General features: G+C 61.7%; 22 protein-coding genes. 10 read left to right on the forward strand and 12 right to left on the reverse strand.

What is annotated here, in order from left to right:
- Window positions 1-38: 38 nt before the first annotated feature.
- The 6 genes from tkt (at window position 39) to fba (ending at window position 6,321) form a co-directional block, all read left to right on the forward strand.
- Window positions 39-2,036 (forward strand): transketolase, encoded by a 1,998-nt coding sequence (gene tkt / locus ACIOMR_RS07415; protein WP_401193175.1) that lies wholly within the window; start codon window positions 39-41, stop codon window positions 2,034-2,036.
- 209 nt (window positions 2,037-2,245) lie between these two features.
- Entirely contained in the window at window positions 2,246-3,295 is a 1,050-nt protein-coding gene (epd, locus tag ACIOMR_RS07420) for an erythrose-4-phosphate dehydrogenase (RefSeq protein ID WP_008434077.1), read from the forward strand.
- A gap of 19 nt (window positions 3,296-3,314) precedes the next feature.
- On the forward strand, window positions 3,315-4,478 hold the full coding sequence (locus tag ACIOMR_RS07425) for a phosphoglycerate kinase (RefSeq protein ID WP_003216867.1): 1,164 nt from the start codon (window positions 3,315-3,317) through the stop codon (window positions 4,476-4,478).
- 29 nt (window positions 4,479-4,507) lie between these two features.
- Window positions 4,508-4,735, forward strand: coding sequence for a hypothetical protein (locus tag ACIOMR_RS07430; RefSeq protein ID WP_008434073.1), 228 nt, complete (start codon window positions 4,508-4,510; stop codon window positions 4,733-4,735).
- A gap of 60 nt (window positions 4,736-4,795) precedes the next feature.
- Window positions 4,796-5,131 (forward strand): MliC family protein, encoded by a 336-nt coding sequence (locus ACIOMR_RS07435; protein WP_003216869.1) that lies wholly within the window; start codon window positions 4,796-4,798, stop codon window positions 5,129-5,131.
- A 125-nt stretch (window positions 5,132-5,256) separates the two neighbouring features.
- Window positions 5,257-6,321, forward strand: a complete 1,065-nt coding sequence (gene fba, locus ACIOMR_RS07440) for a class II fructose-bisphosphate aldolase (RefSeq protein ID WP_003177554.1) — start codon at window positions 5,257-5,259, stop codon at window positions 6,319-6,321.
- A 59-nt stretch (window positions 6,322-6,380) separates the two neighbouring features.
- On the opposite strand, the gene ACIOMR_RS07445 is transcribed toward fba, so the two are convergent.
- From ACIOMR_RS07445 to ACIOMR_RS07455, 3 genes are all read right to left on the reverse strand, one after another.
- Window positions 6,381-6,674 (reverse strand): hypothetical protein, encoded by a 294-nt coding sequence (locus tag ACIOMR_RS07445; protein WP_008434070.1) that lies wholly within the window; start codon window positions 6,672-6,674, stop codon window positions 6,381-6,383.
- A gap of 485 nt (window positions 6,675-7,159) precedes the next feature.
- The gene (gene alr, locus ACIOMR_RS07450) at window positions 7,160-8,389 is read right to left on the reverse strand and encodes an alanine racemase (protein ID WP_401193182.1); all 1,230 of its coding nucleotides are present in this window, start codon (window positions 8,387-8,389) and stop codon (window positions 7,160-7,162) included.
- 141 nt (window positions 8,390-8,530) lie between these two features.
- Window positions 8,531-9,196: a polysaccharide lyase family 7 protein gene (locus ACIOMR_RS07455; RefSeq protein ID WP_003216876.1), complete on the reverse strand. Its 666-nt coding sequence runs from the start codon at window positions 9,194-9,196 to the stop codon at window positions 8,531-8,533.
- Between the two features lie 308 nt (window positions 9,197-9,504).
- On the opposite strand from ACIOMR_RS07455, the gene ACIOMR_RS07460 reads away from it, so the two are divergent.
- The 3 genes from ACIOMR_RS07460 to ACIOMR_RS07470 are packed head-to-tail and all read left to right on the forward strand — an operon-like array spanning window position 9,505 to window position 12,476.
- Window positions 9,505-11,616, forward strand: coding sequence for a bifunctional diguanylate cyclase/phosphodiesterase (locus tag ACIOMR_RS07460; protein WP_178911868.1), 2,112 nt, complete (start codon window positions 9,505-9,507; stop codon window positions 11,614-11,616).
- A gap of 43 nt (window positions 11,617-11,659) precedes the next feature.
- The gene (locus ACIOMR_RS07465) at window positions 11,660-12,160 is read left to right on the forward strand and encodes a M48 family metallopeptidase (RefSeq protein WP_087693221.1); all 501 of its coding nucleotides are present in this window, start codon (window positions 11,660-11,662) and stop codon (window positions 12,158-12,160) included.
- A 19-nt stretch (window positions 12,161-12,179) separates the two neighbouring features.
- Window positions 12,180-12,476, forward strand: a complete 297-nt coding sequence (locus ACIOMR_RS07470) for a helix-turn-helix domain-containing protein (protein ID WP_401193186.1) — start codon at window positions 12,180-12,182, stop codon at window positions 12,474-12,476.
- Window positions 12,477-12,591: 115 nt separating this feature from the next.
- On the opposite strand, the gene ACIOMR_RS07475 is transcribed toward ACIOMR_RS07470, so the two are convergent.
- Entirely contained in the window at window positions 12,592-13,044 is a 453-nt protein-coding gene (locus ACIOMR_RS07475; RefSeq protein WP_219406243.1) for a GNAT family N-acetyltransferase, read from the reverse strand.
- 220 nt (window positions 13,045-13,264) lie between these two features.
- On the opposite strand from ACIOMR_RS07475, the gene ACIOMR_RS07480 reads away from it, so the two are divergent.
- The gene (locus ACIOMR_RS07480; protein WP_043226204.1) at window positions 13,265-14,002 is read left to right on the forward strand and encodes an ABC transporter substrate-binding protein; all 738 of its coding nucleotides are present in this window, start codon (window positions 13,265-13,267) and stop codon (window positions 14,000-14,002) included.
- 104 nt (window positions 14,003-14,106) lie between these two features.
- On the opposite strand, the gene yccS is transcribed toward ACIOMR_RS07480, so the two are convergent.
- From yccS to betA, 8 genes are all read right to left on the reverse strand, one after another.
- Window positions 14,107-16,290 (reverse strand): YccS family putative transporter, encoded by a 2,184-nt coding sequence (yccS, locus tag ACIOMR_RS07485; RefSeq protein WP_003216889.1) that lies wholly within the window; start codon window positions 16,288-16,290, stop codon window positions 14,107-14,109.
- Window positions 16,291-16,524: 234 nt separating this feature from the next.
- Window positions 16,525-17,703, reverse strand: coding sequence for an NAD(P)/FAD-dependent oxidoreductase (locus ACIOMR_RS07490; RefSeq protein WP_003216890.1), 1,179 nt, complete (start codon window positions 17,701-17,703; stop codon window positions 16,525-16,527).
- A 160-nt stretch (window positions 17,704-17,863) separates the two neighbouring features.
- Complete coding sequence (dbpA, locus tag ACIOMR_RS07495) at window positions 17,864-19,201, reverse strand: ATP-dependent RNA helicase DbpA (protein WP_236260841.1); 1,338 nt, start codon at window positions 19,199-19,201, stop codon at window positions 17,864-17,866.
- Window positions 19,202-19,331: 130 nt separating this feature from the next.
- Entirely contained in the window at window positions 19,332-20,759 is a 1,428-nt protein-coding gene (gene mdtD, locus ACIOMR_RS07500) for a multidrug transporter subunit MdtD (RefSeq protein WP_134327448.1), read from the reverse strand.
- A 36-nt stretch (window positions 20,760-20,795) separates the two neighbouring features.
- Window positions 20,796-21,686: an alpha/beta fold hydrolase gene (locus tag ACIOMR_RS07505; protein WP_401193192.1), complete on the reverse strand. Its 891-nt coding sequence runs from the start codon at window positions 21,684-21,686 to the stop codon at window positions 20,796-20,798.
- 329 nt (window positions 21,687-22,015) lie between these two features.
- Window positions 22,016-23,332, reverse strand: a complete 1,317-nt coding sequence (locus tag ACIOMR_RS07510; protein WP_178903628.1) for a TldD/PmbA family protein — start codon at window positions 23,330-23,332, stop codon at window positions 22,016-22,018.
- Window positions 23,332-24,774, reverse strand: coding sequence for a TldD/PmbA family protein (locus tag ACIOMR_RS07515; protein WP_134327445.1), 1,443 nt, complete (start codon window positions 24,772-24,774; stop codon window positions 23,332-23,334). Before ACIOMR_RS07515 ends, ACIOMR_RS07510 begins: the two co-directional genes overlap by 1 nt.
- Window positions 24,775-24,985: 211 nt before the next feature.
- Complete coding sequence (betA, locus tag ACIOMR_RS07520; RefSeq protein ID WP_003216899.1) at window positions 24,986-26,689, reverse strand: choline dehydrogenase; 1,704 nt, start codon at window positions 26,687-26,689, stop codon at window positions 24,986-24,988.
- Window positions 26,690-26,823 lie beyond the last annotated feature (134 nt).

Genomic DNA, 26,823 nt, shown 5'->3' on the forward strand with positions numbered 1-26,823 from the left:
TTTTCCGTTTCTTTTATTCAACCTCCAGGAGATCAGCGATGCCCAGCCGTCGTGAGCGTGCCAACGCCATTCGTGCCCTCAGCATGGATGCCGTGCAAAAAGCCAACAGCGGCCATCCCGGTGCCCCGATGGGCATGGCGGATATCGCCGAGGTACTTTGGCGTGACTACCTGAAACACAACCCGAGCAACCCGTCGTTCGCCGACCGTGACCGGTTCATCCTGTCCAACGGCCACGGCTCGATGCTGATCTACTCGTTGCTGCACCTGACCGGCTACGACGTCACCATCGACGACCTGAAAAACTTCCGCCAGATCCACAGCCGCACCCCGGGCCACCCGGAATACGGCTACACCCCTGGCGTTGAGACCACCACCGGTCCACTGGGCCAGGGCCTGGCCAACGCCGTGGGTTTTGCCCTGGCTGAAAAAGTCCTGGGCGCGCAGTTCAACCGCCCGAACCACAACATTGTCGACCACCATACCTACGTGTTCCTCGGTGATGGCTGCATGATGGAAGGCATTTCCCACGAAGTCGCCTCCCTGGCCGGTACCCTGGGCCTGGGCAAGCTGATCGCCTTCTACGATGACAACGGCATCTCCATCGACGGCGAAGTCGAAGGCTGGTTCACCGACGACACGCCTAAGCGTTTCGAAGCCTACAACTGGCAGGTGATCCGCAATGTCGACGGTCATGACCCGGAAGAAATCAAGATTGCGATCGAGACGGCCCGCAAAAGCGAGCAGCCGACCCTGATCTGCTGCAAGACCACCATCGGCTTCGGTTCGCCGAACAAGCAAGGTAAAGAAGACTGCCACGGCGCCCCACTGGGTGACGCGGAAATCGCCCTGACCCGCGCTGCGCTGAAGTGGAACCACGGCCCGTTCGAAATCCCGGCTGACATCTACGCCGAGTGGAACGCCAAGGAGGCCGGCCTGGCGGTCGAAGCCGAGTGGGACCAGCGTTTCGCGGCCTACTCCGCCGAATTCCCTGAGTTGGCCAACGAACTGGTTCGCCGCCTGGCCGGTGACCTGCCTGCCGACTTCGCTGAAAAGGCCTCGGCCTACATCGCCGAAGTGGCGGCCAAGGGCGAAACCATCGCCAGCCGTAAAGCCAGCCAGAACACCCTGAACGCGTTCGGCCCGCTGCTGCCTGAGTTCCTCGGCGGTTCGGCTGACCTGGCCGGTTCCAACCTGACCCTGTGGAAAGGTTGCAAAGGTGTCTCGGCGGAAGACGCCAGCGGCAACTACATGTACTACGGCGTGCGCGAGTTCGGCATGAGCGCCATCATGAACGGCGTTGCCCTGCACGGCGGCCTGGTGCCTTACGGCGCGACCTTCCTGATGTTCATGGAATACGCCCGCAACGCCGTACGCATGGCGTCGTTGATGAAAAAGCGTGTGATCTTCGTCTACACCCACGACTCCATCGGCCTGGGCGAAGACGGCCCGACGCACCAGCCGGTCGAGCAATTGACCAGCCTGCGCACCACGCCGAACCTGGACACCTGGCGCCCATCGGACGCGGTCGAATCGGCTGTGGCCTGGAAGCACGCGATCGAGCGCAAGGACGGCCCTTCGGCGCTGATCTTCTCCCGTCAGAACCTGCAGCACCAAACCCGCGACGCGGCGCAGATCGAAGGCATCAGCCGTGGTGGCTACGTGCTGAAAGACTGCATCGGCGAGCCGGAGCTGATCCTGATCTCCACCGGTTCGGAAGTGGGCCTGGCGGTTCAGGCGTACGACAAGCTGACGGCCGCCGGTCGCAACGTGCGTGTGGTTTCCATGCCGTGCACCAGCGTCTTCGAAGCCCAGGACGCCGACTACAAGCAATCGGTGTTGCCGTTGCAGGTCAGCGCACGTATCGCCATCGAAGCGGCTCACGCCGACTACTGGTACAAGTACGTGGGCCTGGAAGGTCGCGTGATCGGCATGACCACCTACGGTGAGTCGGCGCCGGCGCCAGCGTTGTTCGAAGAGTTCGGTTTCACCCTGGAAAACATCCTGGGTCAGGCTGAAGAGCTGCTGGAAGACTAAAGCGCGTCCCCTTGTAGGAGCGAGCTTGTTGTGGCGAGGGAGCTTGCTCCCGCTGGGCTGCGAAGCGGCCCCAAGCCGTGCGATCGAGATGTGTCAGATACACCTCGTCAGCCGGTCTGGGAGTGCTTCGCACTCCAGCGGGAGCAAGCTCCCTCGCCACACAAGCGAGTTCCTGCAAAGGTTTGTGTCGCCCACAATGCGAGAACCCCATGCCTCAACCGCGTCCCTACAAAGTTGCACTCAACGGCTACGGCCGGATTGGTCGTTGCGTCTTGCGTGCTCTGTTCGAGCGAGGGCCGGCGGCCGGGTTTGAAATTGTCGCGATCAACGATCTGGCGGACATGGCCAGCATCGAATACCTGACACGCTTTGACTCCACCCACGGCCGGTTCCCCGGCGAAGTGCGGGTCGAGGACGATTGTCTGCATATTAATGGCAACTGCGTGAAGGTCCTGCGCAGTGCCACCCCTGAGGGCATCGACTGGGCGGCGCTGGACGTCGACCTGGTGCTGGAATGCTCCGGTGCCTATCACACCCGTGCCGACGGCCAGCGGTTTCTCGACGCCGGCGCACCACGGGTCCTGTTTTCCCAGCCGATGGCCAGCGAGGCGGATGTTGACGCCACCATCGTCTACGGCGTGAACCAGGATTGCCTGACCGGTGCCGAATTGCTGGTGTCCAACGCCTCCTGCACCACCAACTGCGGCGTGCCGCTGTTGCGCCTGCTGGACCAGGCGATTGGCCTGGAATACGTGTCGATCACCACCATTCACTCGGCAATGAACGATCAGCCGGTGATTGACGCTTACCACCATGAAGACCTGCGCCGTACGCGTTCGGCGTTTCAGTCGGTGATTCCGGTGTCCACCGGCCTGGCGCGCGGTATCGAGCGACTGTTGCCGGAACTTGCCGGGCGAATCCAGGCCAAAGCCGTACGGGTACCGACGGTGAATGTGTCTTGCCTGGACATCACCATGCAAACCGTCAGCGACACCGATGCCGGCGAAGTCAACCGGATCCTGCGCGACGCCGCCACCAGCGGCCCGCTCAAAGGCCTGTTGGCCTACACCGAGTTGCCGCACGCCAGCTGTGATTTCAACCACGACCCGCATTCGGCCATCGTCGATGCCAGCCAGACCCGCGTTTCCGGCCCACGGCTGGTGAACATCCTGGCGTGGTTCGACAACGAATGGGGTTTTGCCAACCGAATGCTGGACGTTGCAGAACACTATCTGCAAACAGCCTCTCCACAACTTTAGCTCTCAGGAATTGCCCCCCATGACCGTGTTGAAGATGACCGACCTCGATCTGCAAGGTAAGCGCGTACTGATCCGCGAAGACCTCAACGTCCCAGTCAAGGACGGTGTTGTCACCAGCGATGCGCGAATCCTGGCCTCGCTGCCGACCATCAAGCTGGCCCTGGAAAAAGGTGCGGCCGTGATGGTCTGCTCCCACTTGGGTCGTCCGACCGAAGGTGAATTCTCGGCAGAAAACAGCCTCAAGCCTGTAGCTGAATATTTGAGCAAGGCCCTGGGCCGCGACGTGCCGCTGGTTGCCGACTACCTGAACGGTGTGGACGTGAAGGCTGGCGACATCGTGCTGTTCGAAAACGTGCGCTTCAACAAGGGCGAGAAAAAGAACAGCGACGAACTGGCCCAGCAATACGCTGCCCTGTGCGACGTGTTCGTGATGGACGCCTTCGGCACCGCGCACCGTGCCGAGGGTTCGACCCACGGCGTGGCCAAGTTTGCCAAAGTTGCCGCAGCTGGCCCGTTGCTGGCGGCTGAACTGGACGCACTGGGCAAGGCCCTCGGCGCTCCGGCCCAACCGATGGCCGCCATCGTTGCCGGCTCCAAGGTCTCCACCAAGCTCGACGTGCTGAACAGCCTGAGCCAGATCTGCAACCAGCTGATCGTCGGCGGCGGCATTGCCAACACCTTCCTGGCGGCTGCCGGTCACCCGGTGGGCAAATCGCTGTACGAACCGGACCTGCTGGACACCGCCCGCGCCATCGCCGCCAAGGTCAGCGTGCCGCTGCCGGTAGACGTGGTGGTGGCCAAGGAATTCGCTGAAAGCGCCGAAGCCACCGTCAAGCTGATCGCTGACGTTGCCGCTGACGACATGATCCTGGACATCGGCCCGCAAACGGCAGCCAACTTCGCTGAACTGCTGAAGTCGTCCAAGACCATCCTGTGGAACGGCCCGGTCGGCGTGTTCGAGTTCGACCAGTTCGGCAACGGCACCAAAGTGCTGGCCCACGCCATCGCTGAAAGCTCGGCATTTTCCATCGCCGGCGGTGGCGACACCCTGGCGGCCATCGATAAATATGGCGTTGCTGACCAGATCTCCTACATTTCTACGGGGGGTGGTGCGTTCCTCGAATTCGTTGAAGGCAAGGTACTGCCGGCTGTCGAAGTGCTGGAAAGCCGGGCCAAGGGATAAGGCACTTGCTGAGGAAAAGGAGCATTCCGATGATCAGGTCGTTGGCACTGGTGATTGCAGCGGGCCTGCTGGCCGGCTGCGGCAGCACGCCGAAAGCGGCGCCCGAGTCTGAAAAGGCCGGGGCGGCTCGGCAAAAGAGTTGCTACCAGGCTGACTGGCAAGCCGAAACCATGCCGGTGATCAACAAGCGCATCGGGCCGGACGGGTTGGAGAAATACGACTCTGCGCCCAACGGTCAGGAACAGGGTTGCCCTTGACGGGTCTGATTCACTAACCGACAGCCGCGGTGGCCGCAGGTCGCCGCTTGAGGATTGGCAATGAAAGGCGTTTTCGCCCTGGCGGCACTGGCGTTATTGGCCGGATGCACCAACCTGAACATGTTCGACAAGAAGGCAGAGCCGGCAGACAAGTGGACCACCTGGACGTGTGACAGCCAGGCGCAAGTCAACTGGCGGTTTGCCGACCAGGCCCGCACCCAGGTGGATGTGCGCCTCGGCGGCTCGGACCAGGTGTATCGCCTCAAGCAGGATGTGGCGGCCTCGGGCGTGCTGTACAGCGACGGCCAGTTGGCGTTTCACACAAAAGGTGAGGAAGGCCTGGTTTACTGGGTTGCCACCGACGATTTGATCGGGCGCGGCTGTAAAGCGCAGTAACCCCGACAGCAATAACGATTCAGCAGGCCAGGCTTTGAAAGCCTGACCTTCAATAACTTGAATAGCAGCCGCCGCTACGGCAGGCTTGCACGATTAACGACCCTCGACCGGGAGAGAGACTCACAATGGCACTTATCAGCATGCGCCAGATGTTGGACCACGCAGCCGAATTCGGCTATGGCGTTCCAGCCTTCAACGTCAACAACCTTGAGCAGATGCGCGCCATCATGGAAGCCGCTGACAAGACTGACTCTCCAGTGATCGTCCAGGCTTCGGCCGGCGCGCGCAAATACGCCGGTGCCCCGTTCCTGCGTCACCTGATCCTCGCCGCGATCGAAGAATTCCCGCACATCCCGGTGTGCATGCACCAGGACCACGGCACCAGCCCTGACGTGTGCCAGCGCTCCATCCAGCTGGGCTTCAGCTCGGTAATGATGGACGGTTCCCTGGGCGAAGACGGCAAGACCCCGACCGACTACGAATACAACGTACGCGTCACCCAACAAACCGTGGCCATGGCTCACGCCTGTGGCGTTTCGGTTGAAGGCGAGCTGGGCTGCCTGGGTTCCCTGGAAACCGGCATGGCCGGTGAAGAAGACGGTATCGGCGCCGAAGGCGTACTGGATCACAGCCAAATGCTGACCGATCCGGAAGAAGCCGCCGACTTCGTGAAAAAGACCCAGGTTGACGCCCTGGCCATCGCCATCGGCACCAGCCATGGCGCTTACAAATTCACCAAGCCACCTACCGGCGACGTGTTGGCCATCGACCGCATCAAGGAAATCCACAAGCGCATCCCGAACACCCACCTGGTGATGCACGGTTCTTCCTCGGTACCGCAAGAGTGGCTGGCGATCATCAACCAGTACGGCGGCGACATCAAAGAAACCTACGGCGTGCCGGTTGAAGAAATCGTCGAAGGCATCAAGTACGGCGTGCGCAAGGTCAACATCGACACCGACCTGCGCCTGGCCTCCACCGGTGCGATGCGTCGCCTGATGGCCACCAACCCGAGCGAATTTGACCCACGTAAATTCTTCGGCGCTACCGTGACTGCCATGCGTGATGTATGTATCGCACGTTACGAAGCCTTCGGTACTGCGGGCAACGCTTCGAAGATCAAGCCGATCTCGTTGGAAGCGATGTACCAGCGTTACCTGAAAGGTGAGTTGAACGCCAAGGTCAACTAAGCCTTACGCGTTAATGAAAAGCCCGCAGCGATGCGGGCTTTTTTGTGGCTGAAATTTGATCAGGCGGCTGCGGGGGTGTCGAACCCGCGGTATTCGATGACGCGGAATACGTCGCTTACGTCTTGCACCAGGATGCGGGCGGTGTTGGCTACGTGGTTCAGGTCACGCTCCGCAAAATCGGGCAGGCTGGAGCAGGCCATCAGGTTGAGGTGTTCGAGGGCGGCGTTGAGGCGTTCACGCAGGCAGGCGTGCAGGTCCGTGAGTGGTGCATCGCTGTCGATCAATAGCACGGGGTATTCCGTGGCTGTTTCGGTGCAAGGGGTGAAACGGCGGGGTGGGAGTTGTGGCTTCATGGCAAATCCTTAACTCAAAAGAAAATTGGCCACCGTTTGCTGCGAAACAAATAGGGTGGCAGCTGTACGCGGGTTCGCAGACCGAGGAGTTAAGACCCGGCAGACCCGAAGGTCTCCCACGTACAACCGCCATAAAAAGCCGACCATTGGCAGGACTGCCTATGTCGTATTTTGACGGGTACGGTATTAACTCTGTAGGGCTGCGAAACCCTGTCGCCGTTCAATGCCGGCGACGGGGCGAACTATAAGCGGCGCTCCGATTCACCGCAACGGCCCTGTAGGACACAACGCCCCTGTGGGAGCTGGCGGTGCGACGATTCGACTTGCCCGCGATGGCGGTGGGTCAGCCAACTTATTATGTGGCTGATACACCGCCATCGCGGGCAAGCCCGGCTCCCACAGGGATAAGTGTTGTTTAAGCGATTGTGTTAATCACCGAATGATCCTTGGGTCCCTAGGACAGTGCCTACGAGATGTGAGGAGACTTAGTTCTCCACCAGCACCTTCGGATTCGAGTTACCCCACACCGTATACAGATCCGCCAGCAACGCACCGTTGATGTCTTCAACCTCCGCCTGGCTGGTCTCCACCGCGCCCTGCTTGCCGAACAACACCACTTCATCGCCGCTCTTCACGGTCGGCACGTCGGTGACATCGACCATCAGGGTGTTCATCGACACCTTGCCCACCACCGGCACCCGGTGCCCGTTGATCAGCACGATGCCTTTGTTGGTAAACGCCCGGCGATAGCCGTCGGAATAACCCACGGTGATGTTCGCCAGTTTCGAATCCCGCGCCAGGGTGTAGGTGCGGTCGTAGCCTACGGTGTTGCCTTTCGGGTAGCTGTTGACGGACGCCACGTGGGATTTGAACTGCATCACGCGCTTGTATTCGGTGAACGACGGTACGGTATCGCCAAACAGCAGGCCGCCCGGACGAACCATGTCCAGCCGCGACTCGGGCACTTCCAGGGTGGCGAAGGAGTTGGCGGCGTGCAGGGTGATTTTGCTGCGGTCGAGCTGGGCGACGTTGATCAGCCAGTTGGCTTGTTCGTTGAACGCCTTGAGGCCGGTGCGCACGTCGGCGGCGTCTTCGACGGCGAAGTGGGTCATGATCGCCGTCACCTGCAGGTTTGGCACCTTGGTAATCGCTACGGCGTCGCGGCGGCCCTGGGCGGTGGTCATTTCCACACCGTTGCGGCTCATGCCGCTGGAGTTCAGGCCCAGGTGCACGACCAGTGGGCGGCCGTGGTTTTCGGCGATCAGGCTGGCGCGCACGGCGAAGTCCAGATTGCCCACCAGCTCTTCGACGTTATACGGCAAAGCAGCTTCCAGCTCGCTCAGGGCGGCGGTGCGTACGCGGATCAGTTGGCCCTTGAAGCCGCTTTCACGGACCACGCGGGCTTCTTCGTTGCTGGCGATGCCGACGCAGGGCACGCCCAGTTTGATCACCGAGGGCATCAGTAAACCGATGCCGTGACCGTAGGCATCCGCCTTGAGCACGGCGCAGATTTTCGACTGGTCAGCGAGGCTGGCTTGCAGGGTGCGGATATTGTTTTCGAAGGCGACCTTGTTGATTTCGACCCAGGCGTTGCTGTCCTGGATATTGACCTGGGCCACCCCGTCGGCCATCGAGAGGGGCGGGGCGGCAAAGGCCGGGTTTTGCAGCAGTGCCATGCCCATAGAGAGGGCGAGCAGGGTGCGGGAAAAGGGCATTGGGCAGTCTCCATGACTTTCTTGTAGGGGGTAGTGCGCGTGCGCGGCGCCATACTCGGATTGTCCTACAAGAAAGTCGAGACCCTGGGTCGCGGTTCTGTCCTAAAGCGTCGTGGGACCGGTCGCTGAAGCGAATCAGCTTCAGTCGTGGTCAATGTCCAGCTTGGCAAACGTCACGCGGGCGCCTTCCTTGCTGTTGCCGCTGTTGTCCTGCACGTAGGCGCCGGCCTTGAAGTACAGCGGCTGTTTGCCCCACGCAGCGCCGATGCGTTCGTTCCATTGCCCGTTGGCAGCGTCGACGCTCAACAATCCGGCCTTGTTCAGGTGGATGACATAGGTGAAGTCGCGGTCCAGCGGTACGTTCTCGGCGACGATGATCACCCGGCCTTCCGACTCGTCAGGGCGCATGCGCACCTTGGCGACGATGTTGCCGGTCTGGGTTTTTTCCTTGTATTGGTATTCGACCTTGATCAGTGGCTTCTGGCTTTCGTAGGCGTGGATTTGACCGATCACCACCTTGCCGGACGACGGCACCTTGTTGACCGCCAACGTGGCACGCAGGAAATTGTCGGCGTCGCTGTACAGCCAGTTACGCAGGCGGCCGTCGGCGTAGGTTTCCCGCAGTTCGCTGCGAGGGTAAACGGCGTTCTCGGTACGCGTGCCGGTTACCGGGGTCCAGAATTGCACGCTGCTGCCTTCGGCCTGGAAGTATTGGTCCTTGAACCCGCTGAGCAGTTTCGGCGTGTCGATGGTCGAGGGCGGGGAGCCGACGGGGATGCTCAGGTTCCAGGTGGACAGATCAATCATTGAATACGCCTTTAACGGGGAAAGAAGGCCTTGGCACGGGAGCCGGCACTTTCTTTATAGGTGGCTCGAAATGGATTGTTAATGGCTTTGTGGCGGATTGTTGGCGCCAATGAAATGTCAAAAAGCCATGTTTCCCGTAAACCGCGGGCTGTAGACACTGACCGTTAGTCGGTTGTCTGGGCTTTGGCGCAATGATGGCACCGTCGTGGCTTCTGCTTTATGGGATCCAGGGCTAGAGTGAGCCCTTATTGTTTATCCGGTTTTGTCGCAAAAATGACCGGAATGACTCCGACGAAAGAGAAGCAGCAATGGAATGCGCTCCAATCAAGCCTCGCGATGGTTGTTCAGTGCTTTTGGTGGTCGATGACTATCCCGAAAACCTGATCAGCATGCGTGCGCTATTGCAGCGTGAAGATTGGCATGTGGTGACGGCGGCCTCCGGGGTGGAAGCCCTGGGATTGCTGCTCGAACACGACGTCGACCTGGTGTTGCTGGATGTGATGATGCCCGGCATGGACGGGTTCGAGGTGGCCCGGCTGATGCGCGGCAGCCAGCGCACACAAATGACCCCGATCATCTTTCTCAGCGCTCACGCCCAATCGCCAGCGGCGATGCTGGAAGGCTATGCCAGCGGCGCGATCGACTACCTGCTGAAACCCTTCGACCCGAATATCCTCAAGCCCAAGGTCCAGGCCCTGCTGGAGCACCAGCGCAACCGCCGTGCCTTGCAGCGCCTGAGTCACGATCTGGAATCGGCCCGGGCCTTCAATGCCTCGGTGCTCGACAATGCCGCCGAAGGCATCCTGGTGGTGGGCGAAGACGGCGTGATCAGCTACGCCAACCCGGCGATTTCGCGGCTGATCAATGCGCCGGTCGCTGAGATCCAGGGTGCCGAGTTCCTGGGCTTCCTACAGAAGCCCCATGTGCCTGGGTGGTCCGATTCTGCCTTGTATGAAGGCTACAAACGTGGTGAAACCTGGCGCCTGCACGACGCCATCTTGCGCACCGCGCCCGGCCAGCAGTTGCCCGTGGCGATGTCGTGCGCCCCGCTGCCGGCCGAGCAGAAAGCCATGGTGGTCACGGTGCTGGACATGTCCGAGGTGCGCCATCTGCATCAGCAACTGGAGTTCCAGGCCGTCACCGACCCGCTGACGGGCCTGCTCAATCGGCGTGGGTTTCACCAGTCGGTGGAGAATGTGCTGTTGCGCAGCGAGCGTAACGAGCAGTCGCTGGTGCTGCTGTACCTGGACCTGGACGGGTTCAAGCGGGTCAACGATTCCCTCGGCCACGACGCCGGAGACCGCGTGCTGCGCTGGGTCTCGGAACAGTTGAAGGCGTGCCTGCGCTCCTACGACATTCTCGGGCGCATGGGCGGGGATGAATTCACCGCGCTGCTGGAGCTGGAATTCCCGGAGCAGGCGGCCAAGATTGCGGAAAAACTGATCGAACGGGTGTCGATCTGTCAGCAGGTCGACGGTCTGGATGTGATGCTGGGCGTCAGTATCGGCATCGCCACTTTCCCGGACTGCGGCTCGGACCTCAACGGCCTGCTGCGCGCGGCGGACGTCGCGATGTACGAGGCCAAGCGCGCCGGGCGTCAGCAATATCGCTACTACGACCAGGAAATGAACGGCCGGGCCCGCTCGCGCCTGATGCTCGAAGACAGCGTACGCAGCGCCATCGACAGCAAGGATTTCACCCTGGTGTACCAGCCGCAGGTGTCGTTGCACGACGGCCATCTGCGGGGCGTCGAAGCGCTGCTGCGCTGGCAGCACCCGAGTGTCGGCGATGTGCCGCCGGGGCTGTTTCTGCCGTTGCTCGAAGAGGCGCGGCTGATCAGCCAGTTGAGCACCTGGATCTACCAGCAGGTGGCCGCCCAGCGGCAGGCATGGGCAGGGGTGTTCAACGATGAGTTGGTCCTGAGCGTGAGCTTGAGCAGCAGCCAGTTCAATATGCCGAACCTGGCCAGCCAGCTGCAGCAGGTGCTGGAGCGACATGGGTTGCAAGGCCGGCAGCTTGAGGTGGAGATCAGTGAAGAAAGCCTGATGCACAATCTGGATGAGTCCACCAAGCAGCTCAAGCTGTTGCGCCGGGCCGGCGTGCGGATTGCCCTGGATGACTTCGGCGCGGGCAACTGCTCCCTGGCCCACCTGCGGGACCTGGAATTCGACACCCTCAAGCTCGACCCGAAGCTGATCGCCCGCCTGCCGGGTTCATCCCGGGACGCGGCGATGGCGCGCAGCATTATCGAATTGTGCCGGCATTTTGATCTGCTGGTGATTGCCGAAGGCGTCGAGACCCAGGAGCAAGTTGAGTGGCTCAAGGCCAACGGCTGCCAGTTCATCCAGGGCCCGCAGGTGGCGCCGCCGTTGATCGCGGATGAAATTGCCGACTGGCGCCTGCGCGCAGCGGCCCGCTGAATTCGCTACACTGGCGCCCATTCAAATACCCGTTGTTGACCCCATGACCGCGCTGAAATACCTCCAGGCCTACCCCCCAGCATTGCAGGAGCAAGTGCGCCAGTTGATTGCCAAGGACCAACTCGGCGACTACCTGACCCAGCGCTACCCCGAACGGCATGGCGTGCAGAGCGACAAAGCGCTGTACAACTACGCCCAGGCCCTGAAGCAGGAACATCTGCGCAACGCCCCGGCCATCGACAAGGTGCTGTTCGACAACCGCCTGGACCTGACCCACCGCGCCCTCGGCCTGCACACCACCATCTCCCGGGTGCAGGGTGGCAACCTCAAGTCGAAGAAAGAAATCCGTATCGCCTCGCTGTTCAAGGAAGCCGCGCCGGAATTTTTGCGCATGATCGTGGTACACGAACTGGCGCACTTCAAGGAATCGGACCACAACAAGGCGTTCTACAAACTCTGTGAATACATGTTGCCGGGCTACCATCAGGTGGAATTCGACCTGCGGGTGTACCTGACCTGGCGGGACCTGCAGGGCAAGCCCTGACCTTCAAAGGCGATCGAGCATGGATGTGAGCAAGACCAAAAGCAGCTTCTACCGGCGCCTGTATGTGGCGTACCTGATTGATAGCCAGCTGGCCAGCAGCGTGCCGGCACTGACCGAGGTGACGGGCATGCCCCGGCGTACTGCACAGGACACGATTGCGGCGTTGGCGGACCTGGATATTGTGTGTGAGTTTGAACAGGAAGACGGCGCCCGCAACCATGCCGGGCGCTATCGGATTCGTGATTGGGGAGGGATTGATCGGCGCTGGATCGAGGCGAACCTGGCGAGCATTAAACAGGTGTTGGGTTACCCCTGAAAGCTTGGGGTGACCGGGCTGACGCCTTCGCGAGCAAGCCCACTCCCACATTCGACCGCATTCCAAAGGTGGAACTCGGTCAAATGTGGGAGCGGGCTTGCTCGCGAAGAGGCCCTCATGCCCGGCGCATGCCTATATGTGGAATGTCATCCTCAAGGTATTCCTCACCCGCCGCCACAAACCCGTAACGCCCGTAATACCCCTGCAAATGCGCCTGGGCCGACAGATAGATCGGCACGTCGGGCCACTGTTTCTCTGCCTGCCTGAGGGCCTCATCCATCATCTGGTGGCCCAGCCCGGTACCCCGCGCGCTCGGCGCAACGATCACCCGGCCGATCACCACATCACCACCCTGTGATTCAGGATCCAGCAGGCGCAGGTAGGCCTGCAGTTGACCATCATCCCAGGCCATCAGGTGATGGGTGTCACCGTCCAGGTCCTGGCCGTCGATGTCCTGGTACACGCATTTCTGCTCGACCACGAAGACCTCCGAGCGCAGGCGCAAAATGGCGTACAGCTGCTCCTTGCCCAGGTCACTGTGGTGTTTGCAGACCCATTCGACTGTCATGGTGTTCTCTCGGCTGATTGTCTGGTCAGGATAGTAAGCGCGCGGGAGGCGAGTGTCTAAATTGCGGTTTTTTTGTGAGTGAGATCAATTTGCCATCATTCTCTGCGTGCGACGCTGCCGTCTTTGTGTAATCTGCAGTACAGGCTCATTGATGAGCTACTGTTAAATCCTCGGGTTGCCCCAGAGGTCAGGCCATAGAATGCCCGCCAAGGACTTGAGCATGCCGCGATTTTCTCGTGCCGTTGCTTTGATCGGTTTGTTGTTGCTGGCCCAGGCGGCGGCGGCAGAACGCTTGCGACTGGTGGCGGATGCCTGGCCGCCGTTCACTGACGCCACCCTGGTCAATGGTGGTTTGGCCACCGACATCGTGACCACCGCCCTGGCCCGTGCCGGCTATGCCAGTGAGTTTGAACAGGTGCCCTGGGCGCGGGCGCTGATGGGCGTGGGCGATGGGCGTTACGACGTATTGGTGAACGCCTGGTACGACGACGCGCGTACTCAGTTGGGGCAGTTTTCCGGCGAATACCTGCTCAACCGGGTGCTGTTTCTCAAGCGCCGCGACGATCCCATCGACTACCAGAACCTGGAGCAGTTGCACGACTACCCCGTCGCGGTGGTGCGTGGCTATGCCTATTCAGCGGCGTTCGATGCCGATCCGCAATTGCAGAAAGTCCCGGTGCATAACTTCGCCATGGCCGTGCGCATGCTGGCGGCGCAGCGGGTGCGGCTGACGCTGGAGGACGAATTCGTCGCCCGCTACTACCTGGCTCGGGAGTCCGCCACCGTGCGCAACGCGGTGGAGTTTTTGCCGGTGCCGCTGAGTGAAAACAGCCTGCACATTCTGGTTAGCCTGAAAAATCCTCAGCATCAGCAGATTGTTGCCGGGTTTGATCGGGAGATTGCCAGGATGAAGGCAGATGGCAGTTATGCGCGGTTGATGAAGCAGCACGGGATGTAGTGAGGCTAATGGCCCCTTCGCGAGCAAGCCCGCTCCCACATTCGACCGCATTTCAAAGGTGGAACTCGGCCGAATGTGGGAGCGGGCTTGCTCGCGAAGAGGGTTCAGGCTTCGCTGGTATCTTTGATCAGGTGAGCCGCCAACGTGCGCAACGGTCCCAGTTGCCGGCAGATCAGCGCCAATTGCGTCTGCACCAGCCGCTGCCCTTCGTCAATTTCATCCGGCATCTGCTCCAGGTCCACTGCCAAGGCTTCCTCGGCATCACTCTGAATCGCAATTGGCTGCTTGTTCGCCAGCCCGGTGGCGATCTCGTCGATGCTCGCCGCCAGCGTCTTCCCGGCGCCTTCGATCAAGTGCTCGCGCACTTCCGCCGGCAGCTGGGTTTCCCGGTGGGCGCCCAGCCCCGACAGGTAGCTGAGCAGCGTGTGGGACAGCACCAGGAACCTGAACCCCACGTCCGCTTCCTTACGGAAGTGCCCCGGCTCCATCAGCATGTTCGCCAGGGTGGTGGACAGCGCGGCGTCGGCGTTGTGGGCATTGCGCCGGGCGAGGCGGTAAGCCAGGTCGTCGCTTTTGCCCGCGGCGTACTGCTGCATGATCTGGCGCAGGTAGATGCTGTTGCAGGTCAGGGTATTGGCCAGCACCTTGTTCAGGCGCCGGCCCTGCCAGTCCGGCAGGAACAGGAACACCGCCAGCCCGGCGATCAGGCTGCCGAGCAAGGTATCGAACAGCCGTGGCAGGAACAGCCCGTAGCCGTCGCCCACCTGGTTGAAGCAGAACAGCACCATCAGCGTGATCGCGGCAGTCGCCAGGGTGTAGCGCGTGGTGCGGTTGATAAAGAACACCAGGCCCGCGGCGATGGCGAACATCGACTGGATCAGCGGGTTGGGGAACAGGTCGAACAGCGCCCAGGCGATGGTCAGGCCGATGGCGGTGCCGATGATCCGCTGGCCCAGCTTGCGCCGGGTGGCGCCGTAGTTTGGCTGGCACACGAACAGCGTGGTGAGGATGATCCAATAGCCTTGGGACGGGTGAATCAAGTGCACCATCCAGTAGCCGATACTCAGCGCCAGGGGCAGGCGCAGGGCATGGCGGAACAGCAACGAAGTCGGCGTCAACTGCGTGCGCAGGCGCGTCCACATTTCCTTGAGGTTGCGCGGCGCACGGTCCAGCAGGCTGCTGTCGGTGGCATCGGCCAGGCTGTCGGGGTTGGCGGCGTCGCCCAGCAGGCGGTCCAGGGTCGACAGGTTGGCGGCCAGGGCGCGCAGTGAGCGCAGCAGGCCGCGCCAGGCCGGGTTGCTCTGGATGCGCAGGTGTTCCAGGGAGGCGTTGAGGTCGCCCAGGGCTTCGGCGAAGCTGTCGTCATAAACGAACGGCTGGCGCATCTGGATCGATTCGGCCAGGGTCTGGCAGGCCTTGCCTTGCTGGCGCAACAGGCGCTGGCAGCGGAACAGCACGTCGCTGTGGAAGAAGGCTTCGGCGAGGGCGTTGTAAGGGTAGTGCGACGAGCTGGCGCGCTCGTGGATGTCCTGCGCCAGGAAGTACAGCTTGAGGTAGCGGCTGACCTTGGAGCCCGGGCGACCATTGCCGACCCGGTGCAGGATGATCTCTTTGGCGGCGTTCAGTGCTGCCACCACCCGGCCGTTCTGCTGCGCCAGTTCCAGGCGCCGCGCTTCCACATCCAGTTGGCGGATCGGTTCGAACAGCGACGACTTGAGCTTGAGGTAGCGTCCCAGCTCGCGAAACAGTCGCGCCAGGCTCTGCTGCACCGGCTGGTTGGAAAACAGCACCTGCCACAACACCGACAGCGCGCCATACCACGCGGCGCCGGCCACCAGCAGCAAGGGTTCATGCCAGAAGTCGGTGACGGCGCCACCGCGCTGGTCCACGCCGATCATGGTGTAGACCGAGAGAATCAGGGTGGCCGAAGCGATCGCCCCATAACGCTCGCCGAGGGCACCGAGCATGGTCAGGCCGAAGCTGGACAGAGCCAGGAAGATCGCGAAGATCCAGGGATAAGGGAAAAGCAGTTCGACGGACAGTGCCGCAGTGCTGAAGCACACCAGTGTCACGGCCAGGGCGTTGAGCCGGCCTTGCCAGTTGTCATCGGTCTCGGCCAGGGCGCTGGCAATAATGCCCAGGAACAGCGGGATCAGCAGCGCCATTTCATTCTGGTACCAGCACAGCGCCATGCTGCCGGTCAGGGCGATGAATACCCGTACGCTGTAACTGAACTTATCCAGTGCCCAAAGGCGCCGCATGGACTGCTTGAAGGAGGTCGATGACATGAAGTCTGGGGTCTTCCGGGACGATGCCGCTAAATTGAGCCAGTAATGACGCCACGGCAAGCGTGGCGATCACATCTGAGAGCAAAATTTATTCCAGTCATTACTTCCAAGCACACCACGAACCAAATGTGGGAGCGGGCTTGCTCGCGAAGGCGGTGTATCAGTCACTGATGTATTAGCTGACACTCCGCCTTCGCGAGCAAGCCCGCTCCCACATTTTTTTACCGGGTTCCGTCAGGCAAATTGGGCAGCGGCATAACCGGAGGCCCACGCCCACTGGAAATTGAACCCGCCCAGGTGACCGGTCACATCCAACACTTCGCCGATGAAGTACAAACCGGGGCTTTTCAGGGATTCCATGGTCTTGGACGAGACTTCCCGGGTGTCCACGCCACCCAGGGTGACCTCGGCGGTGCGATAGCCTTCAGTACCCGCCGGCACCAGTTGCCAGCTCCCCAGTTTGCCGGCGATGTCGGCAATCTCGGCGTGGGTGTACTGCTTCATCGGCTTGGAAACGAACCAGGTTTCGGCCAGCAGGTTGGCCATCTTCTTGGTGAAGATCTCACCCAGCAGGGTTTTCAGCTCGCTGTTCGGGCGCTCCACCTGTTGCGCTTGCAGCCAGGTGTGGGCGTCGTGGTCGGGCAGCAGGTTGATTTCCACCGTGTCGCCGGGTTCCCAGTAGGAGGAAATCTGCAGGATCGCCGGCCCGCTCAGGCCGCGGTGGGTAAACAGGATGTTCTCGCGAAAGCTTTGGTCGTTGCAGCTCACCAGGCAATCCACGGACGTACCGGACAGCTCGCCGCACAATTCCTTGAGCTGGTCGGTGATGGTGAACGGCACCAGCCCGGCGCGGGTTGGCAGCAGTTCATGGCCGAACTGCTTGGCCACTTGATAACCAAAGCCGGTGGCCCCCAGGGTCGGGATCGACAGCCCGCCGGTGGCGATCACCAGTGATTCGCAGCGCAACTCACCCAGGGTGGTTTGCAACTGATAGCCGCCATCGACCTTGGCAATCTCCTGCACCGAGGTGTCCAGGTGCATGCTCACGCCGACCTGGATGCACTCATCCAGCAGCATCCCGAGGATGTCGCTGGACTTGTTGTCGCAGAACAGCTGGCCGAGTTTTTTCTCGTGGTACGGCACGCCGTGCTTGGCCACCAGCCCGATGAAATCCCACTGGGTGTAGCGGGCCAGGGCGGACTTGCAGAAGTGCGCGTTGTGGGAGAGGAAGTTGGCGGGCTCCGTGTACATATTGGTGAAGTTGCAGCGGCCACCGCCGGACATCAGGATCTTTTTGCCGGCCTTGTTCGCGTGGTCGATCAACATCACCTTGCGCCCACGCCCGGCGGCGGTCAGCGCACACATCAAGCCTGCGGCGCCGGCGCCAATGATCACAACTTCGGTCGAGCGCACAGCCATGTCCTCATACAAATTCTGAATTGGAATACAGTCAAATGTGGGAGCGGGCTTGCTCGCGAATGCGCAGTGTCAGTCACCGAATCTGTCGACTGATATACCGCATTCGCGAGCAAGCCCGCTCCCACATTTTTGATCTCGGTATAGCTTGAGATCTTTACAGGATACGCACGCGCAACGAACGGCCTTTGATCTTGCCGTCATTCAAACGCTGCAGCGCCTGCTTGGCGATCCCGCGTTCAACGGCCACGAACGCCTGGAAATCAAAGATCGCGATCTTGCCGACCTGGGCCCCCGGAATCCCGGCTTCACCGGTCAGTGCGCCAAGGATATCGCCCGGGCGAACCTTGTCTTTACGGCCGGCGGCAATGCACAGGGTGCTCATCACCGGCAGCAACGGGCCGCCGCTCTGAGGCTTGAGGTTGTCCAACTGGTCCCAGTTCAGCGGCGACTTCTGCAACTGCTCGATGGCCTGGGCGCGGTGGGCTTCGGACGGTGCGACGAGGCTGATAGCAATGCCCGTCTCACCCGCGCGACCGGTACGGCCCACGCGGTGGATGTGGATTTCCGAGTCGCGGGCCAGTTCGACGTTGATCACCATGTCCAGTGCATCAATGTCCAGGCCACGGGCAGCCACGTCGGTGGCGACCAGTACCGACGTACTGCGGTTGGCGAACATCGCCAGTACCTGGTCACGGTCGCGCTGTTCCAGGTCGCCATGCAGGCCAACGGCGGAGATGCCCTTGGCGGTCAGGTGATCCACGGTTTCCTGCACTTGCTGCTTGGTAAAGCAGAAGGCTACGCAAGACGCCGGGCGGAAATGCGCCAGGACCTTGGTCACCGCGTCCATGCGCTCTTCCGGGGAGATCTCGTAGAAGCGTTGCTCGATCTGGTCGTCCGAGTGGAACGCTTCGGCCTTGACCTGTTGCGGCGCGCGCATGAATTTCGAGGCCAGCTGCTTGATGCTCACCGGGTAGGTGGCCGAGAACAGCAGGGTCTGGCGGCGGGCCGGGGTCTTGCTGATGATGTCTTCGATGGCGTCGTAGAAGCCCATGTCGAGCATGCGGTCGGCTTCATCGAGGATCAGCGTGTTCAAGCCGTCCAAAACCAGCGAACCCTTGCGCAGGTGCTGCTGGATGCGGCCCGGGGTGCCGACGATGACGTGGGCGCCGTGCTCCAGGGAGGCGATCTGCGGGCCGAGGGACACGCCGCCGCACAGGGTCAGCACCTTGATGTTGTCTTCGGCGCGGGCCAGGCGACGGATTTCCTTGGCCACCTGGTCAGCCAGCTCGCGGGTCGGGCACATGACCAGTGCCTGGCAGCCGAAGTAGCGCGGGTTGATCGGGTTCAACAGGCCGATGCCAAAGGCTGCGGTCTTGCCGCTGCCGGTCTTGGCCTGGGCAATCAGGTCCAGCCCTTTGAGGATCACCGGCAAGCTTTGCGCCTGGATCTGCGTCATCTCGACATAACCCAGCGAGTCGAGGTTAGCCAGCATGGCGGCGGACAGGGGCAAAGTATTAAAAGCGGTGGCGATGGTAGTCACGGGACTGGCTCTGCAAAACAAAATGTCGCGCAGTGTACCAGCCTCGTGGGATTTTCCCTGCAAGTTCTAGACGAGAAGCCTGTTAATGCTCAATGTCGTGCTCACGGCTGACCACGCGTTTGCCGTCTTTTGGCGATAATTGCAGGAAGATCGCCGCCGCCAGCATCGCCATGATGCCCACGGTGACGAAGGTCAACTGGAACGCCCCAAGCACCGTGTCGACCCCGTCGTTGCCCACTTCGGCGGTAAAACCACCCAGCAGCGCACCGGCGCAGGCCACCCCAAGGCTCAGGGACAACTGCGCCACCACCGACAGCAAACTGTTGCCGCTGCTGGCCTGGGCGTCGTCGAGGTCGATCAGGGTCACGGTGTTCATCGCGGTGAATTGCAGCGAGTTGATCGCCCCGAGGATCGCCAGCATGCTCAGCAGCAGCGGGTAGGGCGTGTGTTCGCTGACCAGGCCCATGCTCGCCAGCATGATGCCCAGCGCCAGGGTGTTGCCGGTCAGCACCACGCGGTAGCCCAGGCGCTCGATCAGCGGCCGGGCGATGGACTTGGCAAACATCGCCGCCGCCGCCAGGGGCAGCATGCTCATCCCGGCTTCGGACGGTGAGTAACCGAGCGCCACCTGCAGCAACAGCGGCACCAGGAACGGCAACGCGCCGCTGCCCAGGCGAGCGAACAGGTTGCCGAGGATGCCCACCGCAAAGGTCCGGGTCTTGAACAGCACCGGCGAGAACAGCGGGTTCTCGATATGCCCGGCGCGCAGCCAGTAAGCCGCCAGGCACGCGAGGCCGCCGAACAGCAGCAACATCACCCGCAGGTGCGGCAGGTGCAATTCGCCGAGGCCTTCCATGGCGATAGTGATCAGCACCATCGCCGCGCCGAACAGCAGGAAACCCACGCCGTCGAACCGCGTACGTTCGCTGCCGCGCAGGTCGGGGATGAATTTCCAGACGGCGTAGCAGCCGATGATGCCCACCGGCAGGTTGATCAGGAAGATCCAGTGCCAGGTCAGGTATTGCACCATCCAGCCGCCCATGGTCGGGCCGAGCAGTGGGCCGAGCAGCCCGGGAATGGTGATGAAACCCATGATGCGCACCAGCTCCGAGCGCGGGTAGGCGCGCAGCACCACCAGCCTGCCCACCGGCAACATCAACGCACCGCCCAGGCCCTGGATCACCCGGGCGCCCACCAGCATGGTCAGCGTGCTGGAGAGCGCGCAGAGCAACGAGCCAATGCTGAACAGCATGATCGCGCCGAAGAAGATCTTCTTGGTGCCGAAGCGGTCGGCCACCCAACCCGAGGCGGGAATCAGCAGGGCCACGGTGAGCATGTAGGCAATCACTACGCCTTGCATGCGCAAGGGGTTCTCCGCCAGGTCTCGAGCCATGGCCGGCAAGGCGGTGTTGAGAATCGTCCCATCCAGCGACTGCATGAAGAAGGCAATCGCTACCACCCAGGGTAGCCAGCGGGCGGTCTTGGCATCGAGAGGGGCGCGATTCGGCATGAGTTACCTTTTTGTTAGCAGCCTATGTGTCGGCGATTATGCGCCATCGGCGGCTCCTTTTCCCACAGGCCCTTCGTCTATATCTGACAACGCCACGTCTTTGCCCACCAGGAAATCAATCAGCGCGCGGTGCACGGCCAGGGCCGCTTCGCGGGATTCCAGGTCAAGCAAATGGCCAGTGTGCTCGGCGGTGGCGAAGCTGCTGCGGCCTACGTATTTCTTGAACAGGTGGGCTTCGTCTGCCGGGGTGTACTCGTCCAGCACGCCGTTGAGGAAGTGCACCGGGGTTTCGATCCGGGTCAGTTGCGGCAGGTAGTTGCCGTCACCCAGCGCCAGCACCTGATGGATATGGAAGCGTGCCTGGCGATACTCGGTGGTGGCCATGGTCGACAGGTGCCGATGATTGTTGCGCTTGAGCCGGGGCGACAGGTATTTGCCCACGGTTTCATTCAGCAGATGGCCGACGGCGGATTTGTCATCGGCCTCGATCAGCACGCGCACCCGCTCTACGTATTCGAGCATGGCCTGGTTGAGGTTGGGCGCCAGTGCCATCACCACCGAGCTTTCAATCGACGGTGGGTTATGGGCGAGGGTCAGCAGCGTGGAAATCCCGCCCCATGAGGCAGACACCAAGTGGTTGACCTCAAAGCGTTCCACCAGGGCGCGCAGGATCTGCACTTCATCGTCCTTGGTCACAAGGTCGAGGTCGGTGTTGTGCGGGCGTGAATAGCCGGAGAACGGCAGGTCGAACATCAGCACATTGAAGTGCTCGGACAGGCACTTGCTGGTGCGTGCAAACGAGCGGGTGGTGGACAGCGCGCCGTTGACCAACAGCACGGTTTTCTTCTCTGGGTTGTTACCAAGCTGCTCTACGTGAACGTTGTAGTGCTTGAACAGCTTTTCAATGACAAAACTTCCATGGTTCATGTCAACGCTCCAGCTTGCCCTATCCCGGGCAAGGTCGTGCATCACTTGCGTGCAAGTGGGTTGAGGACGGCGGGGTGTTGTTTGAGTTTTTTTACCGCGCGGACGTGGCTAGGTGCCACCAACCTTTATAACGAGGTTTTTCGCAAGCGACAACTGGCCGGACGGCCAGGTGTCTGGAGTGGGGTTTTGAGGATGAACCGAATCAAAATGTGGAATGCGATCAACTGTGGGAGCGGGCTTGCTCGCGAATGCGGTGCCTCAGTCACAGATGTAGTGGCTGACACGCCGCATTCGCGAGCAAGCCCGCTCCCACATGGGTTTTGCGTTGCTTATAAGGTCAGGGTCAGGCGCTTGACCAATGCGCCCGGCAGCAGGTTGGACGAGGTATTGCGCTGGCTATACGTACTCGCCGACAGCAGCAATTCCCGATCAGCGGTCAGCGCTTCCAGTTGCGAGCCCAGCAGGCTGTAAACGCTGTCATCAAAACGCATGGTGCTGACCGGCGCCTTGATCTCGCCGTCTTCGACCCAGAACGTGGCGAAGCGGGTCATGCCGGTCAGGCGCGCGGCGGGCTGGTCGGAGTAGTTCAGGTACCACAGGTTGCTGATGTACAAGCCGGTGCCCAATTGCTTGAGGATATCGGCCTGGGCCAGGTCGCCGGCCGCCATCTGCAGGGCGCTTGGAGATTCATCGCCGCTGGCGCCATTGGTGCTCAAGCCGTATTCGGCGGCACTGCGGGAGTTCACCAATTGGCCTTCAGCCTTGCCGGCATTGATCAGCTTCACATCACTGCGCGGATAGCCGTCACGGGAAAACGCCGAACTCAGGGAGCCGCTGACCTGTTCGTCCAGGGTCACCAGCGGGCTCAAGGACTGATCACCGCCATACAACCGTTGCAACGGACTGCCTTTGCTGGCGATGGCCTGGGCGGAAAACCCGCCCCAGGTCAGCATGCTGATGATCTCTTCCATGGCCGCCGGTGCCAGGTAGGCGCGGTATTGCCCCGGTGCCAGCGGGTGCAGCGGGCGACCAAGGTATTCCAGTTGCTCACGGGCCTGCTTGAAACGCTGCGCGAAGGCCACGCTGTCCCAATCGTTGCCGGCGTAGCTGGCTTTCACCGCTTCACCGTTGGCGTGGAACAGGCTGAAGTCGAAGTTGAAACTGTTGGCCTGGTGCCAGCCGAAGGCGCCTGATGAACTGGCGAAACCACGGCTGATAGGGCCGGCGGCGTAGAAGCCGACCATGTCCACACCTTCAGCGGCCAGGCTGACTGCTTCCAGCACCTGGGCCAGGTCCGGCAGCGGTCGGTCCTGCTGGTCCTTGTTTTGCCAGGCGTTGTGGTTGAGCAGCAGGTACGGATCCTGGGGCAACAACGGCAAGGTCTCGCGCAGTTGTTGCAGGCCGTTGGCCAGACGCTGGCGATCCAGTTCAGGCTCGCCCGCCAGGGTGATACCGAGGTCGGCGTGGCGCCCGTCGTTGATCAGCTTCAGGTTCAGGCTGGCCTGTTGCACCTGGCCGGCCTGGCGCACTTTGCCGTGGTTGAAACGCACAAACTCGGAGGACTCGTCGGCGTAGCCGAGGTGGAATTGTTCGTGGTCGGTGATGGCCTGCTTGAGCCAATCCACCAGGGCTTTGAAATTATTCATCAGGCGTCTCCCCCGAACACGTCCACGTTGCTGAACACACAGGCCGGCGACGCATGGCCGACGCGGATCACCTGGTTGGGTTCGCCCTTGCCGCAGTTCGGCGTGCCCAGCACCTTGAAGGTGCTGGCGTCGCCGACGGCGCTGAGGTTGCGCCAGAACTGCGCGGAAATCGCCCGGTAGTTGGGGTTCTTTACCACGCCTTTGAGTTCGCCGTTTTCAATCAACTGGCCCCACTCGCAGCCAAACTGGAATTTGTTGCGTGCATCGTCAATCGACCACGAACGGTTGGTGGACATCAGGATGCCGTTCTCGATGCCGCCAATCAGCTGCGCCATGTTCTGGTCGCCGGCCTCGATATTCAGGTTGGCCATGCGGTCGATCGGCGCGCGGTTCCAGCTGCAGGCACGGCTGTTGGCCACGCCTTGCATGCCGGCGCGGTATTGCGACAACGCACCGCCCAACGGCTTGAGCAGCAAGCCTTCGCGGATCAGGAATTGTTTGCTGGCCTTCGTGCCGTCGTCGTCATGCCCGTAGCTGGCGAGCTGCTCGGGAATGTCCGGATCGAAGGTCACGTTCAGCAGGTTGGAGCCGTATTGCAGGTGACCGAAATCGCTGGCCTTGACGAAGCTGGTGCCGGCGTAATTGCGCTCGTCGCCCAGGATGCGGTCGAGTTCCAGCGGGTGGCCGATGGATTCGTGGATCTGCAGGATCATCTGGTCGGGCATCAGCAGCAGGTCGCGCGGGCCCTGGGGGGTGTTCGGGGCCAGCAGCAGTTGCAGTGCCTGGTCGGCAATCTGCGGCGCGGCGCCCACCAGGCCGAAGCGGCTGATCACGTCAAAGCCGCCTTGCTGGCCGAAGTTGGTACCGCCCAGGGTGCGGGTCTGGCTGTCGTTGCCGTCGTAGGCCGTGACGTTGACACCCGGGAACACAAACCGCTGGGCCTGGCGCAGTTCGGCGCCGGCGCTGTTGAGGTAGATCTGTTCGACGTGGGTGGTGCCCAGGCTGACTTCCCAGTTCACCAGGCGCTCGTCCTTGGGCACGGCGGCCGATTCGGCGCCGAGCAGTTGGTAGCAGTCGCTCAGGGACGGGAAGGGCTGGTCGAGGCTCGGCGAAAGGTAGTCGGCAATGTCGCTGGACACTGGCTGGTCGCGCAGGTCGAGCAGGGCGTGGGGCTTGATGAGCCGGGCTTGCTGTTCGGCGCGCTCAAGGGCGGCTTGCAGGCCGGGCAGGGAAATGTCGTGGGTGGCGGCGTAGGCTTCGACGCCATTGAGGCGCACGGTGAGCATCGCGCCTTCGTCCTGGCTGAGGTGTGGCGGCTCGGCGACGTTCTTGCGTACCGACAGGTACTGGCCGGACTCGCGGACGTAGCGCAGGGAAAAGAATTCGGCGGTAGTGCGCAGGGCACTGAACTGCTTTTTGAGTGTGGCGTGGTGTTCGAACATGGGGCCTTCCTTGTGGGCGGCTCGGCGCGGGCAGGCAAACAGAGTAGGCCTGGGCTGGGAGCTGATCAAGGAAAGTGTAGGCGGGCGGGAGGTCTTGCGGTGTCAGATCGGGCCTCTTCGGGAGCAAGCCCCCTCCCACATTTGATCGGGTTCACACGGTCAAAAATGTGGGAGCGGGCTTGCTCGCGAAGGGAGCACCTCGGTCTATCAGTTACTGCGCAGTAGGACCCACTTCACGCATCGGCTTGCCACGCACCGGCGCATCGCCTGCCACGTAGTAATCCGCAGTGCTGCGCGGCAGTGGCTTGCGGCCACGGATCTTGTCGGCGATTTTCTCGGCGATCATGATCGTCGGCGCGTTCAGGTTGCCGGTGGTGATGATCGGCATGATCGACGCGTCAACCACGCGCAGACCCTGCATGCCATGCACACGGCCTTCGGCGTCAACCACGGCCATCTCGTCGGTGCCCATCTTGCACGAGCAGGACGGGTGGAACGCAGTCTCGGCGTGCTCGCGGATAAATTTATCCAGTTGCTCGTCGGTCTGTACGTCGATGCCCGGGCTGATTTCGCGGCCACGGTATTGGTCCAGTGCCGGCTGTTGCATGATTTCACGGGTCAGGCGGATGCCGTCGCGGAATTCCTGCCAGTCCTGTTCGGTAGACATGTAGTTGAAGAGGATGCTCGGGTATTCCCGTGGGTTCTTCGACTTCAGCTGCACGCGGCCACGGCTCGGCGAACGCATGGAACCCATGTGCGCCTGGAAACCGTGCTCTTTCACACCGTTGCTGCCGTTGTAGTTAATCGCTACCGGCAGGAAGTGATACTGGATGTTCGGCCAATCGAATTCTTCACGGGTACGGATGAAACCGCCCGCTTCGAACTGGTTGCTGGCGCCGATGCCGGTGCCGTTGAACAGCCACTCGGCACCGATGGCCGGCTGGTTGTACCAGAGCAGCGACGGGTACAGCGAGACCGGTTGGGTGCACGCGTATTGCAGGTACAGCTCAAGGTGATCCTGCAGGTTTTCGCCGACGCCAGGCAGGTCGTGGACCACCGGAATGTCGAGGCTTTCCAGCAGTTTCGCCGGGCCAACGCCGGAACGTTGCAGCAGTTGCGGCGAAGCGATTGCGCCGCTGCACACCAGGACTTCCTTGCGGGCACGGGCTTCAACGCGTTCTTCAGCGGCACCGATCAGGTAACGAACGCCAACGGCGCGCTTGCCTTCGAACAGGACTTTGTCGGTCAGGGCGTGGGTGACGATGGTCAGCGTCGAGCGCTTCTTGGCCGTGTCCAGGTAACCGCGAGCGGTGCTGGCGCGACGACCGTTTGGCGTCACGGTACGGTCCATCGGGCCGAAGCCTTCCTGCTGGTAGCCGTTCAAGTCTTCGGTACGTGGGTAACCGGCCTGTACGCCGGCTTCAACCATCGCGTGGAACAGCGGGTTGTTGCCGGCCTTTGGCGTGGTCACGCTGACCGGGCCGTCGCCACCGTGGTAGTCGTTCGGGCCGATGTCGCGGGTTTCGGCTTTACGGAAATACGGCAGGCAGTCCAGGTAGGTCCAGTCTTCCAGGCCCGGCAGTTTCGACCAGTTGTCGTAGTCCATCGCGTTGCCGCGGATGTAGCACATGCCGTTGATCAGCGAGGAGCCGCCGAGGCCCTTGCCGCGACCGCATTCCATCCGGCGGCCGTCCATGTGTGGCTCTGGATCGGTTTCGTAGGCCCAGTTGTAGCGACGGCCTTGCAGCGGGAATGCCAGGGCGGCTGGCATCTGGGTACGGAAATCGAAACGGTAGTCTGGGCCGCCGGCTTCCAGCAGCAGGACGGTGACGCCTTCGTCTTCGGTCAGACGGGTCGCCAGGGTGTTACCGGCGGAGCCGGCACCCACAATGATGTAGTCGTATTCTTGGGACATTGAATGCACCCTCGTGAAAGTTGGTTCAGGCTGCTTTTGTGGCGAGGGAGCTTGCTCCCGTTCGACTGCGCAGCGGTCGCAAAGTCAGCGCTCGAGTTCTGTCTGAAAGAACTGCGGTACCTGGCATGGGGCTG

The organism is Pseudomonas sp. NPDC087814, assembly GCF_044742865.1.
Classification (GTDB): Bacteria; Pseudomonadota; Gammaproteobacteria; order Pseudomonadales; family Pseudomonadaceae; genus Aquipseudomonas.

Excerpts from the sequence above, each read along its gene's own strand:
- tkt (WP_401193175.1), top strand. The coding sequence starts at position 39 with ATGCCCAGCCGTCGTGAGCGTGCCAACGCCATTCGTGCCCTCAGCATG.
- epd (WP_008434077.1), top strand. The coding sequence starts at position 2,246 with ATGCCTCAACCGCGTCCCTACAAAGTTGCACTCAACGGCTACGGCCGG.
- ACIOMR_RS07425 (WP_003216867.1), top strand. The coding sequence starts at position 3,315 with ATGACCGTGTTGAAGATGACCGACCTCGATCTGCAAGGTAAGCGCGTA.
- ACIOMR_RS07430 (WP_008434073.1), top strand. The coding sequence starts at position 4,508 with ATGATCAGGTCGTTGGCACTGGTGATTGCAGCGGGCCTGCTGGCCGGC.
- ACIOMR_RS07435 (WP_003216869.1), top strand. The coding sequence starts at position 4,796 with ATGAAAGGCGTTTTCGCCCTGGCGGCACTGGCGTTATTGGCCGGATGC.
- fba (WP_003177554.1), top strand. The coding sequence starts at position 5,257 with ATGGCACTTATCAGCATGCGCCAGATGTTGGACCACGCAGCCGAATTC.
- ACIOMR_RS07445 (WP_008434070.1), bottom strand. The coding sequence starts at position 6,674 with ATGAAGCCACAACTCCCACCCCGCCGTTTCACCCCTTGCACCGAAACA.
- alr (WP_401193182.1), bottom strand. The coding sequence starts at position 8,389 with ATGCCCTTTTCCCGCACCCTGCTCGCCCTCTCTATGGGCATGGCACTG.
- ACIOMR_RS07455 (WP_003216876.1), bottom strand. The coding sequence starts at position 9,196 with ATGATTGATCTGTCCACCTGGAACCTGAGCATCCCCGTCGGCTCCCCG.
- ACIOMR_RS07460 (WP_178911868.1), top strand. The coding sequence starts at position 9,505 with ATGGAATGCGCTCCAATCAAGCCTCGCGATGGTTGTTCAGTGCTTTTG.
- ACIOMR_RS07465 (WP_087693221.1), top strand. The coding sequence starts at position 11,660 with ATGACCGCGCTGAAATACCTCCAGGCCTACCCCCCAGCATTGCAGGAG.
- ACIOMR_RS07470 (WP_401193186.1), top strand. The coding sequence starts at position 12,180 with ATGGATGTGAGCAAGACCAAAAGCAGCTTCTACCGGCGCCTGTATGTG.
- ACIOMR_RS07475 (WP_219406243.1), bottom strand. The coding sequence starts at position 13,044 with ATGACAGTCGAATGGGTCTGCAAACACCACAGTGACCTGGGCAAGGAG.
- ACIOMR_RS07480 (WP_043226204.1), top strand. The coding sequence starts at position 13,265 with ATGCCGCGATTTTCTCGTGCCGTTGCTTTGATCGGTTTGTTGTTGCTG.
- yccS (WP_003216889.1), bottom strand. The coding sequence starts at position 16,290 with ATGTCATCGACCTCCTTCAAGCAGTCCATGCGGCGCCTTTGGGCACTG.
- dbpA (WP_236260841.1), bottom strand. The coding sequence starts at position 19,201 with ATGCTGGCTAACCTCGACTCGCTGGGTTATGTCGAGATGACGCAGATC.
- mdtD (WP_134327448.1), bottom strand. The coding sequence starts at position 20,759 with ATGCCGAATCGCGCCCCTCTCGATGCCAAGACCGCCCGCTGGCTACCC.
- ACIOMR_RS07505 (WP_401193192.1), bottom strand. The coding sequence starts at position 21,686 with ATGAACCATGGAAGTTTTGTCATTGAAAAGCTGTTCAAGCACTACAAC.
- ACIOMR_RS07510 (WP_178903628.1), bottom strand. The coding sequence starts at position 23,332 with ATGAATAATTTCAAAGCCCTGGTGGATTGGCTCAAGCAGGCCATCACC.
- ACIOMR_RS07515 (WP_134327445.1), bottom strand. The coding sequence starts at position 24,774 with ATGTTCGAACACCACGCCACACTCAAAAAGCAGTTCAGTGCCCTGCGC.
- betA (WP_003216899.1), bottom strand. The coding sequence starts at position 26,689 with ATGTCCCAAGAATACGACTACATCATTGTGGGTGCCGGCTCCGCCGGT.